Here is a 12,319-nt window from a genome sequence, read left to right on the forward strand (position 1 = left end):
CAGCATCTGTCAAAACCGCCTCCAGCAAGAGGGCAAACGTTGACGGAGGACAGGAGTGAGTTTTGGAGCAAATCGGGAATAGCGACCGCCGCAATTGAAGGCTCGGCAGTCGCGATGGCGGCGCTTGACGTCTTCAGTCTCAAAATCCGGGCCGTCAACGACAGCTTCAAGGCGATCGCACAGGGAAGCGACCTTGTCGGCGCAAATATTCTCGATTGGGTTCACACTGACGACCGGCCGGTCCTGCAATCCCTGCTGTCCACGGCGGAGAAGAAGGGCAAGCCGCTTACCCGGGAAATACGTTTCGGCCCGCGGCCCGATGGTCCCTGGCGCTGGATGCTCTGCTCCAACAAGCCCTTGCGGCCCGAACACGAAGGCCGCAAAGCGCTTTCCCTGCTGAGCTGCACCGATATCAACGCACAAAAGCTGCGCGAACTGGAAGCCAACGAACGCGCCCATCGCTGGGATTATGCGCTCGTCAGTTCGGGGCTCGGCGTCTGGGACCATGATTACCGGCGCGGCCAGTTCTTCTATTCGCAAACCTGGCTGACGATGCGCGGCTACCCCGGTGGTGGGCCGCAGCCCTTCGGATCGACCGAGGAATGGCTGCAACTGGTCCACCCGGACGATCGCGATTTCGTTGCCAAAGCCATCGAGCGCCAGAAGACCGGCGATCCTCAATACATGAACTTCGAATACCGCGAGCGCCATGCGGATGGACACTGGATCTGGATCGAGTGTCGCGGCGACGCGGTATCGAGCTTCTCCGACCACAAGCCGGCCCGGATCGTCGGCACGGATCGCGACATCACCGACCGCAAGAATGCCGAAATGCTTCTTTCGCGCACCCGTCAGCGGCTCGAACTGGCCCTGAGCACCTCCCGCATCGGCGTGTTCGAGTACAATCCGGAAACGGGCCTGGTGATTGCCGACAAGCGCATCTGCGAGATTTACGGATTTGGGGAAGAGGCCGAAACCTACCACGCCAGCCGTCTTGGCGCGATCGCGGACCCGGATGACCTCAATCGCATCAGGACGGCGTTGCATTCGCTGAAGCCCGGCGATCCTCCGGTTTCGGATGAGTTCAAGATCTACCGGGAGGACGACGGCTCCGTGCGTCATGTTCGCGCTCTGATGACCATGCGGATCGACGATGAAGGGCAGCAGAACATTCTGGGCATCAACTGGGATGTGACGGAAGAGGTGCGGCTGCGCCAGGACCTGATCACCGCAAAGCAGCTCGCCGAAGCCCGCAACTTCGAGCTCGACCGCGCCAAGTCCGACATCGAGCAGGCGGCCCTGCACGATTATCTGACCGGCCTGCCCAACCGACGCTTTCTCGACGATGAATTGTCGCGCCGCGTCGAAATGGCGCCGACAACGGCCGGCAAGATCGCACTGATGCATATCGATATCGATGACTTCAAGGCCGTCAACGACAGCTACGGGCATGGCGCCGGCGATGCGGTGTTGCGCCATGCCGCCCAGGTTCTGCTGAGCGTCAGCCGCCACAATGATTTCGTCGCGCGCGTCGGCGGCGACGAATTCGCCTTCATCTGCAGCTATACCAATGGCGCCGCCGGCCTGGAACAGGTCGCAAAGCGCATGCTTCTGGAACTGTCCAAGCCGCTCGAAGTGGGCGAGCATCGCATCCGGATCGGCGCCTGCGTCGGCATCGTCACCGCGGACGCCTGCGAAGACCTGTCCGCCGGCAGCCTGATGAAGAACAGCGACCTCGCACTCAAGCTGGCGAAGCAGCAGGGCAAGAACCGCATCGCCTTCTACTCAGCCGATCTCAAAAGCGCGGTTGCCGCCAACCGCACGCCTGTCGACCGGCTGATGCAGGCGGTGGAGCAATGCGACTTCATCCCCTTCTACCAGCCGCAGTTTGACGCGAAGACGCTGAGGCTGACCGGCATCGAGACGCTGGCGCGCTGGCGCCACGCCGATGGCAGTTTCGGCCAGCCGTCGGAATTCATGCCGCTGGCGGAAACGCTGAACCTGATGAACATGATCGATACCAGTATCCTCGCCCAGGCGACCAGCGATTTCCGGCGCTGGAGCGATCTCGGGCTCGATCCGCCGGGCATCTCGCTCAACCTTTCGCCGCGCCGCCTGAGCGATCCGGCGCTGGTTTCCGCGCTGGAGGAATTCGAGCTTCCGGCGGGCAAGCTGACCTTCGAGCTTCTGGAATCGATCTTCCTGGACGAGCCGGACGATATCAGCGCCTACAATCTGAAGCAGCTCCGGAGGCTGGGCATCTGCATCGATGTCGACGATTTCGGCACGGGATACACATCGATCAGCGGCCTCCTGAAGGTCGCGCCCAACGGGCTCAAGATCGCCCGCGAACTGGTCCTGCCGCTGCCGCATTCGCCCGATTAGCGCGCGATCGTCAAATCGATCATCGACATCGCCAAGACGCTGAAGATCAAGGTGATCGCCGAAGGCGTGGAAACCAGGCGCCACGCCGAGATCGTGACCAAGCTCGGCTGCGACGTCCTTCAGGGCTACTGGCTGGGCCGGCCGATGCCGGCCAGCGAAATAGAGAAGGTGCTGCGCGAGCAAACCGTGGTGGCGTAGAGCAGCGGTAGCGTCCGCTTTGAATGTAAGCCTATACCAGCCGGCTCTGCTCCAGAGCGGCTTCGATGAAGCTTGCGAATAGCGGATGCGGCTCCAGCGGCCGGCTCTTCAGTTCCGGGTGGTACTGCACACCGATGAACCAGGGATGGTCGGCATATTCGATCGTTTCGGGCAGAACGCCATCCGGCGACGTGCCGGAGAACACCAGCCCGCAGGACTCGAGCTTGTCGCGATAGCCGAAATTCACCTCGTAGCGATGGCGGTGGCGTTCCGAGATTTCGGTCGTGCCGTAAATCTCGGCAATCTTGGTCTCCGCGCCAAGGTGGGCCTTGTAGGCGCCGAGCCGCATCGTGCCGCCGAGATCATCGCTGTCGGACCGCTTCTCCAGCGTGTTGCCCTTGACCCATTCGGTCATCAGGCCGACGACCGGCTCGCTGGCATTGCGATCGAATTCCGTGGACGAGGCATCCTTGATGCCGGCCAGATTGCGCGCCGCCTCGATCACGGCCATCTGCATGCCGAAGCAGATACCGAAATACGGGACCTTGTGGGTGCGGGCGAAGCGGGCCGCCTGGATCTTGCCTTCCGAACCGCGCTCGCCGAAGCCGCCCGGCACCAGAATGCCATGGACCTTTTCGAGATAGGGGGACGGGTCCTCCTTCTCGAAAATTTCCGACTCGATCCATTCGAGGTTGACCTTGACCCGATTGGCGACGCCGCCGTGATGCAGCGCCTCGATCAGCGATTTATAGGCGTCCTTCAACCCGGTATATTTGCCGACGATGGCGATCGTTACCTCGCCTTCCGGGGTGCGGATGCGTTCGCTGACTTTTTTCCACGCATCCATGCGCGGCACGGGCGCCGGGTCGATGCCGAAGGCGTGCAGCACCTCGTCGTCCAGCCCTTCGTGGTGATAGGCGAGCGGAACGTCATAGATATTGGCGACATCGAGCGCTTGGATGACGGCGGATTCGCGCACATTGCAGAACAGCGAGAGCTTGCGGCGCTCGGCCTCGGGAATTTCCCGATCGGCGCGCACCAGCAGGATATCGGGATGAATGCCGAGCGCCTGCAACTCCTTGACAGAATGCTGGGTCGGCTTGGTCTTCAATTCGCCCGCCGCCGGGATATAGGGCATCAGCGTCAGGTGAACATAGACGGCGTTGCCGCGCGGCAGATCGTTGCCGAGCTGGCGGATCGCTTCCATGAACGGCATCGCCTCGATATCGCCGACCGTGCCGCCGATCTCGCACAGCACGAAATCGAAATCCTCATTGCCCTCGAGCACGAAGTCCTTGATCTCGTTGGTGACGTGCGGGATCACCTGGACGGTCGCGCCGAGATAGTCGCCGCGGCGTTCCTTGTCGAGAATGTTCTTGTAGATGCGGCCGGTGGTGATGTTGTCGGTCTTGGTCGCCGAGCGGCCGGTGAACCGCTCGTAGTGACCAAGGTCGAGGTCGGTCTCCGCCCCGTCATCGGTGACGAACACCTCGCCGTGCTGGGTCGGGCTCATCGTGCCCGGATCGACATTGAGATAGGGATCGAGCTTCCTGAGCCGGACCCGATAGCCCCGTGACTGCAGCAATGCACCGAGTGCTGCCGCGGCAATGCCTTTTCCGAGGGAGGAAACCACGCCGCCTGTGATGAAAATATATCGCGCCATGGGCTTATTCCGATACCGTTTTCAAACCGATTCTGCCAGAGCCTTTACGCAAAAAAGCCCATGCATCCCCGGTCGATTGTCACAACAATGCCGCATCGCCGACGCTTGCGCGCGACGAGCGGCCCAAAGAAATGCCGGCGGGAGGCCCGCCGGCTGATGTCAGTTCGAGTTCGGCGATTAGTCGCCGGTGGGAACGCCGGTGGCGTTCGAATCCTGCGCCGGGGTGCTGACGGCCGGAGCCGAAGAACCTTCGCTGCCGCTCGGAACGCCGCTCTCATTGGGCGCATCCGGCGTCGTGGTCACGGAACCGCCAAGCTGGTTGAGGATGCCCTGCCCATCGGTTTCGGCGTTTTGTTCGATCCGGTCGAGAATATCCGACGGATTGCCCTGGTAACGGGCGAGAATGCCGAGACCGAGCGAGGTCACGAAAAACAGCGTTGCGAGAATGGCCGTGGTGCGCGTCAGCGCATTGGCCGTGCCGCGCGCGGTCATGAAACCGGAACCACCGCCGATGCCGAGCCCGCCGCCTTCAGACCTCTGGATGAGGATCACACCGGCCAGCGCAACGACGATTATCAGGTGAATTACGATCAATACCGTCTGCATGAATGTCCAATCCGGCCCCGCCTTGAAGGTCCGGGCCCGCTAGAATAACTGGCGTCTCTCTACATGAGGCCGGCCAGCAATCCAACCCCTTTTTCTGGCCGTTTTCGGCCCGATCCGCCGTCGATTCCTACTTTGCCGAGGACAAGATATCCTCATAGGCCTGATAGATGGCGAGGAAATCGGCCGCTTTCAAGCTGGCGCCGCCGATCAGCGCGCCGTTGACATTGGCGACACTCAGCAGTTCGCGGGCGTTTGCCGGCTTCACCGAGCCGCCATAGAGAAGCCGGATTTTCTCGCCCGCCGCGCCGAAACGCTCGACCAGATCCGCGCGCATGGCGGCATGAACCTCGGCCACCTGCTCCGGGCCCGGCGTCTGACCGGTTCCGATCGCCCAGATCGGCTCATAGGCGATGATCGTGTTGTCTGCGGTGGCATCGTCCGGCATGGATTCAAACAGCTGCGTCTTCAACACTTCCATGGTGCGGCCGGCGGCATGCTCCTCACGGCTTTCGCCGATGCAGACGATTGCGGTCAGGCCCTGATCATAGGCCGCGCGCGCCTTGGTGGAAACGGTGCGGTTGGTTTCGTGATGCTCGGCGCGCCGTTCCGAATGGCCGACGATGACATGGGTGGCGAGGCAGTCCTTGATCATCTCCGCCGAGATATCGCCGGTATGGGCCCCGGAGCGCGCCTTTTCATGGCAGTCCTGGCCGCCGATCAGCAGTCGCGTGTCTTCCGTCAGCGTGGTCGCGACGTAAAGCAGCGTGGCCGGCGGGCAGATCAGCGCATCGACCTTGTCGGCGAGCCCGCCGCTCACCCCTTCGGCGATGGCCCGGATCTGAGCCAGCGAGTCGCGGGTTCCGTTCATCTTCCAGTTACCGGCGACCATGGGGCGTATTGCGGCAGTCATCTTCGTCTTTCTCCCATTCATTGCTTCAAGGCCGGCCCGGCCGGCAAAGGTTTTCCCTTGTCGTCCGTTTTGCGCGCGCCGTCAAAGGGCGTTTTGCCGCCCGCAGTTTGACAGAAGGCCCGATCAAGGCTTTATAGGGCGCATCACACTATCCACACCCTTATAGCGAGAATCTGGCGCGGCATCGCTTCGCGACCAAAACTTTGCCAGAATAGCAGGGTGATTCGCCGCAACGCGTCGATTATGGCGCAAACCGATCTTTACAGGCTGCCCGACCCTATGGACAACAGCAAAGACCTCTTCGCCGATCTTGGCGGCAGCAAGGCCGAAACCGATACCACGCAGCCCGAGCGCGCCAGCGCCAGCAAGCCGAGGAAATCCGCGCCCGCTTCGGTGGAAAACGCCGACTATGGCGCATCCTCGATCCGCGTACTCGAAGGGCTGGAGCCGGTGCGCATGCGCCCTGGCATGTATATCGGCGGCACCGATGAAAAGGCGCTGCATCATCTGTTTGCGGAAGTCATCGACAACTCGATGGACGAGGCGGTCGCCGGCCATGCCGATTTCATCGACGTCCATCTCGACGCCGAGGGGTTCCTGACGGTTACCGACAACGGTCGTGGCATTCCGGTGGAAAACCATCCGCAGGTGCCCGGTAAGTCGACGCTTGAAGTGATCATGACCAAGCTCCATGCCGGCGGCAAGTTCGACGGCAAGGCCTATGAGACCTCCGGCGGCCTGCACGGCGTCGGCGTCTCGGTGGTCAACGCGCTGTCCGATCTGCTGGAGGTCGAGATCGCCCGCGACCGGCGGCTCTACCGGCTTTCCTTCTCGCGCGGCGTGCCGCAGGGCGAGCTTGAGGATTGCGGCCCGACCCAGAACCGGCGCGGCACCAAGATCCGGTTTCATCCCGATGCCGAAATCTTCGGGCCGCGCGCGAAGTTCGATCCGGCCCGTATCTTCCGGATGTCGCGCTCCAAGGCTTACCTGTTCGGCGGCGTCAAGATCCGCTGGTCCTGCGACCCCTCGCTGGTCGAAGGCAAGGAGGACCTGCCGGAAAAGGCCGAGTTCCATTTCCCCGGCGGGCTGAAGGACTACCTCGCCGCCACCATCGGCAAGGACTTCACCGTCACCCGCGAGATTTTCGCCGGCAAGAACGAGAAGACCGGCGGCCACGGCGCTGTCGAATGGGCGGTGGCCTGGTATGGCGGCGACCCGAATGTCCACTCCTACTGTAACACCATCCCGACGCCCGAGGGCGGCACGCACGAGGCCGGCCTGCGCCAAGCGCTGATGCGCGGGCTGAAGAACTATGCCGAGATGATCGGCAACAAGCGCGGCGCGCAGATCACCACGGACGACGTGATGATTTCGGCCGTCGGCATGCTCTCCGTCTTCATCCGCGAGCCGGAATTCGTCGGCCAGACCAAGGACAGGCTGGCGACCGTCGAGGCGCAGAGGATCGTCGAAAACGCACTGCGCGATCCCTTCGACCTTTATCTCTCCGCCAATCCGGCGGAAGCGGAAAAGCTGCTCGACTGGGTGGTCGAACGCTCCGAGGAGCGGTTGCGCCGGCGCAAGGAGCGTGAGGTCAACCGCAAGACCGCGGTCAAGAAACTGCGCCTGCCCGGCAAGCTTGCCGACTGTTCGCAGAACACGGCGGCTGGCGCGGAGCTGTTTCTGGTCGAGGGCGATTCGGCCGGCGGCTCCGCCAAGCAGGCGCGCAACCGTGCCAATCAGGCGATCCTGCCGCTTCGGGGCAAGATCCTGAATGTGGCGAGCGCCGGGCGCGACAAGTTTTCGTCCAACCAGTTGCTTGCCGACCTGATCCAGGCGCTTGGCTGCGGCACGCGGACGAAATACCGCGAGGAAGACCTGCGCTACGAACGCATCGTGATCATGACCGATGCGGACGTCGACGGCGCGCACATCGCCTCGCTGCTGATCACCTTCTTCTATACCGAGATGCCGGAGTTGATCCGGCAGGGCCACCTCTATCTGGCAGTGCCCCCGCTCTACAAGCTTTCCCAGGGCGGCAAGACCGCCTATGCCCGCGATGACGCCCATCGCGAAGAGCTGATGAAGACCATGTTTTCAGGTCGCGGCAAGGTCGAGATCAGCCGCTTCAAGGGGCTTGGCGAAATGCTGCCGGCCCAGCTCAAGGAAACCACGATGGACCCGAAGAAGCGCACGCTTCTGCGCGTCGATATCGATGAGATCGATTTCGAAGGCACCAAGGCCGCCGTGGAGGACCTGATGGGCACCAAGGCGGAAGCCCGTTTCCGCTTCATCCAGGAAAACGCGGCGTTTGCGGAGAATCTGGATATCTGACGAGGAGCGCCGGCCCGGAGACGTTTTCACGGGGCCGGTGTCATACGGCTGATAACGAGCGAGGGCACTACCTCAATGACGGTCAACTCCCGCCGTCTCACACGAGGTGCTGCCATGAAATCCCTGCTTTCCGCCACTGCCCTTATCGCCGTGCTCGCCGCCGGCGCCCACGCCGCCGAGATCGGCGAGACAATTGCCGTCGACTGCCCCATCAACGACTGCGATGCCCCCGTCAGCCTGACATTCGCCGGTGAATTCGCCATCGATACCGGCACCATGGTCGACGGCGTCGAGTTCGGCGGGATTTCCGGGATCGATTGCGATGCCGCAACCGGCCGTTACGTCGCGATCTCCGACGACCGTTCCCAGAAGGCCCCCGCCCGATTCTACGAACTCGACATCCGCTCCAGCGCCGACGGCATCGAAGATGTCTCCGTTGTGCGGACCGTTACGCTGAAGGACGAGGACGGATCGCCCTTCGCGGAGAAGACGGTCGACCCGGAGCAGATCCGCCTGTTCGGCGACAATCTGATCTGGTCGAGCGAGGGCGACGGCAAGGCGATGATCGCGCCGTTCGTGCGCATCACATCGACCGATGGCGATTTCGTGCGCGCGTTCACCCTGCCGGAAGGCTTTGCGCCGAGCGAGGACCATGCCACCGGCATCCGCAACAACAATGCCTTCGAGAGCATTGCTGTGCTGCCCGAAGGCGATGTGCTGGTGGCCAATGAGGCAGCGCTCTATCAGGACGGCCCCGCCTCATCTCTGACCACGGCGAGCCCTTCCCGGATCGTGCGCTACGATGCCGAAACCGGCGAGCCGATGGCGCAGTATATCTACATGATCGACCCGATTCCCCACGCGCCGGTCGATGGCGGCGCATGGAACGACAACGGCCTCTCCGACATGATGCCGCTCGACGACACCCGTCTTCTGGTTTCCGAGCGCAGCTTCGCCGAAAACCGCGGCTTCACCATCCGGATCTTCATGATCGATCTCGACGGCGCGACCGATGTTTCGGCCATCGCGTCGCTTGCCGACAGCGAGGAAACCATCGTGCCGGTCGCCAAGACCCAGATCCTCGATCTCGGCGCCATCGGCCTTGCGCCGGACAATATCGAGGCAATGACGATCGGCCGGTCGGAAGACGGAACGCCGCTCCTGCTGCTGGCCTCGGACAACAATTTCAACGCCGAACAGAAGACCCAGTTCCTGGCCTTCCGGATCGAAAGCCTGCCCGGTCTGAACCGCTAAGACGGCCCTTGCAAAATCAAGGAGGCGGGGCCGCGTCACCGTGAAACGCGGCCCCACGATCTGCTCGGGAAGGCACTGGGTGCAAGATTACTGTTAAGGTTAATTATATGTTGAAGAAACACGGCGTTAGAGACGAAACTCAATCCATGGTACCAACGCGTTAAACCAGTTTCTCCGCAAACTCCATGATTGAGCCGGCTTCCGTGCTTGTCGGGCATGGATACGCTCTCTATAGTCTGTGCCAGACAAAAAAGAAAAGCTCTGTGAAACAATGACTTCGCGCCGAAACTTCATCATCGCCTCCGCCGCCGGTCTGGCCGGCGCGACCGGTCTTGCCAGGGCCGAAACCCGACCGGGAACGATCACCCGCAATCTGCCCGGCGTCGCGCTGGAGGCTGAGCCTGTCGGCCGCGATGGCTTTGCGCTGGCGCTCGGCGGCGGCGCGGCCAAGGCCTTTGCCCATATCCCCTATCTCCAGAGCCTGGATGAACTCGGCATCAAGCCGAGAGAGATGACCGGCACGTCGATGGGTTCGATCATCGGCGCGCTCTACGCCAGCGGTATGAGCGGCGACGAAATCCGGGAATATGCCGTCGACTTGCTGACCCAGCGCCAGTCGCTGCTGAAGCGCCTGCTGATCGATACCGGCGAAACCTGGGGCTCGCTGTTCAACCTGTTCCGCCCGGCGGTGATCGAGCCGGAGGTGCTGTTTGCGGCGCTGCTGCCTGCGGACCTGCCCGCCGATTTCGCCGGGCTGGAGATACCGCTCGCGATCGTCGCGACCGACTTTTACGAACAGAACGAATATGTGATGCGGGACGGTCCGCTGCTGTCGGCGATCGCCGCGTCCTCCGCCCTGCCCGTTCTGCTGACCCCGGTCAAACGCGACGGCCGGGTGCTGATTGATGGCGGCTTCGTGAACCCGACGCCCTTCGACCTTCTCGACGCCGACCGCTACATCACCATCGGCATCGACGTGACCGGATCGACGATCGAGAATGACGGCAGCATTCCGGGGTCGTTCGAGACCTGGGCCGGGTCGTTTTCCATCACCGAGCACTCGATCGTGGTGGAAAAACTCAAAAACGCGGCGCCGGACCTTTTCGTGGCGCCGAATGTCGGGCGTTATCAGCCTCTGGATTTCTTCAACATCGAGACGATCCTTTCGACCGTTGACAAGGATCAGGATGCCTTCAAGCGGCAGATGGAAGAGCTCTCAGAGCAGAACAGATAAGGACGGGTCAGCCGCAATGCAGACGGAAACGCCGACAACCGCGCGCTGGTTCTCAATCAGCCTTTTTTCGCTCGCGCTCGGCCTGGCGTTCTTCGCCGCGTCCCTGACACCATCGCTGATCCCGCGGGCATGGCCGTTGCAGGCCGTGCTGGCCGGCCTCGTGATGGCGCTTGGCTACATGATCGGGCGGTTCTTCGTGGCGCTGTGGCGCGGATTGCAGATCCCCGAGCCGCGCGGCCGCTGGCGCGCCATCAGCCTGGCGGTGGTGAACGCCGCGGCCCTCATCCTTCTCGTCTATTGCCTGTCGATGATGACCGAATGGCAGAATTCGGTGCGCTCCCGGGTCAACATGGAGCTGCTGGAAGGCAGCACGGTGCTCGGCATCCTCGCCGTCGGGCTTGCCGTCTTCATCGTGCTGTTCCTGATCGGCGCCCTGTTTCAGAAGGCGTTCGATATCGTCCGGCTGCGGCTTTACCGGGTGATGTCGCCGCGCGCGGCCAATCTGGCCGGCGTCGTCATCGTGCTGCTGGTCGTGCTCGTGGCCAGCCGCGACTGGGTGGTGCCGGCGATCTTCGATTTCCTCGATGAGAGCTACGAGACCGCGCAGGACCTGTTCGAAACCGCCCCGCCGGCCCCCACCGATTCCTTTATCGCCGGAGGCCCCGGCTCTCTGGCGAGCTGGGAGGCGATGGGCCAGCCCGGCCGCAACTTCGTCACCAGCGCGCCGTCCGCCGAGGATATCGAAACCTTCACCGGCCGCCCGGCCGAACGCCCGATCCGCGTCTATGTCGGCCGGTCGCAGGCCGACGAGCCGCAGGAACGCGCCAGGATCGCGCTTGAGGAAATGCAGCGCCTCGGAGCGTTTGACCGCGCCTATCTGATGATCGCGAGCCCGACCGGCACCGGCTGGCTTGATCCCGGCGCCCACGATACGTTCGAATACATGCATAATGGCGATGTCGCGACGGTCGCGGTTCAGTATTCCTTCCTGCAATCGCCGCTGGCGCTGATCTTCGAAACCGACACCGGCCTCGAACAGGCCACCGCGACGATGGAAGAGGTTTATCGCTACTGGCGCACCCTGCCGGAAGACAGCCGTCCGGAACTCTACATGCATGGAATCAGTCTCGGCGCATGGTCGTCGATGTATTCCTTCAACGTTTTCCAGATGCTGGACGTGCCGGTTGCCGGCGCGGTCTGGGCCGGGCCGCCCTTCCCGTCCTATCTCTGGCGCCACACCGTCGCAGCGCGCAATACCGGCACGCCTTACGTGCTGCCGGTGATCGACAACAGCGCCGTCGTCCGCTTTTCCTCGCAGTTCAGAAAGCCGCAGGCGGAAGGCGATAACTGGGGCAGAGTGCGGATCAACTTCCTGCAATATGCCTCTGATCCGATTGTGTTTTTCGAACCCAATGCGAGCTTCATCGAACCGGAATGGATGCGCGAGCCGCCAGCGCCCGATGTTTCGCCCTATCTGCGGTTCGTGCCCGTGGTCACCCAGTTCCAGCTTGCGCTCGACATGGCGCTTTCGAAGGCGTTGCCGGCCGGCTTCGGTCACAACTACCTCGCCCGCGACTATATCGACGCCTGGGTCGCCGTTTCCCGTCCGCAGGACTGGTCGCCGGCGCGCACGACAGCGCTGAAACAGATCTGCAATCTGGGCAAGGATACCGGCTGCGCGGTGCAATAGGCCGCGCGGCAACTGCCGTTTCTCACGGAAATGCGTGTTTTCCGCCAC

General features: G+C 62.6%; 7 protein-coding genes and 1 pseudogene. 5 read left to right on the forward strand and 3 right to left on the reverse strand.

Annotation, left to right across the window (positions count from 1 at the left end):
- The first annotated feature begins 114 nt into the window (after positions 1-114).
- Positions 115-2,583 (forward strand): annotated as a pseudogene (locus Mame_RS17320) (sensor domain-containing protein).
- 31 nt (positions 2,584-2,614) lie between these two features.
- On the opposite strand, the gene Mame_RS17330 reads toward Mame_RS17320, so the two are convergent.
- The 3 genes from Mame_RS17330 to tpiA form a co-directional block, all read right to left on the reverse strand.
- A complete protein-coding gene (locus tag Mame_RS17330) occupies positions 2,615-4,246 on the reverse strand; it encodes a CTP synthase (RefSeq protein WP_018066366.1) in 1,632 nt (543 codons plus the stop codon).
- 177 nt (positions 4,247-4,423) lie between these two features.
- Positions 4,424-4,852 (reverse strand): preprotein translocase subunit SecG, encoded by a 429-nt coding sequence (secG, locus tag Mame_RS17335; RefSeq protein WP_018066365.1) that lies wholly within the window; start codon positions 4,850-4,852, stop codon positions 4,424-4,426.
- Positions 4,853-4,979: 127 nt separating this feature from the next.
- Positions 4,980-5,762 (reverse strand): triose-phosphate isomerase, encoded by a 783-nt coding sequence (tpiA, locus tag Mame_RS17340; RefSeq protein WP_026173748.1) that lies wholly within the window; start codon positions 5,760-5,762, stop codon positions 4,980-4,982.
- 279 nt (positions 5,763-6,041) lie between these two features.
- Here tpiA and parE point away from each other — a divergent pair, with 279 nt between their 5' ends.
- From parE to Mame_RS17360, 4 genes are all read left to right on the forward strand, one after another.
- A complete protein-coding gene (gene parE / locus Mame_RS17345) occupies positions 6,042-8,093 on the forward strand; it encodes a DNA topoisomerase IV subunit B (RefSeq protein WP_018066363.1) in 2,052 nt (683 codons plus the stop codon).
- A gap of 114 nt (positions 8,094-8,207) precedes the next feature.
- A complete protein-coding gene (locus tag Mame_RS17350; RefSeq protein ID WP_018066362.1) occupies positions 8,208-9,347 on the forward strand; it encodes an esterase-like activity of phytase family protein in 1,140 nt (379 codons plus the stop codon).
- A gap of 271 nt (positions 9,348-9,618) precedes the next feature.
- Positions 9,619-10,581 carry a patatin-like phospholipase family protein gene (locus Mame_RS17355; RefSeq protein WP_018066361.1) on the forward strand — a complete coding sequence of 321 codons (963 nt, stop codon included), beginning with the start codon at positions 9,619-9,621 and terminating at the stop codon, positions 10,579-10,581.
- Positions 10,582-10,597: 16 nt separating this feature from the next.
- On the forward strand, positions 10,598-12,271 hold the full coding sequence (locus tag Mame_RS17360) for an alpha/beta hydrolase (RefSeq protein WP_018066360.1): 1,674 nt from the start codon (positions 10,598-10,600) through the stop codon (positions 12,269-12,271).
- Positions 12,272-12,319: the final 48 nt, after the last annotated feature.

The sequence above is a fragment of the Martelella mediterranea DSM 17316 genome, assembly GCF_002043005.1.
Lineage (GTDB): Bacteria > Pseudomonadota > Alphaproteobacteria > Rhizobiales > Rhizobiaceae > Martelella > Martelella mediterranea.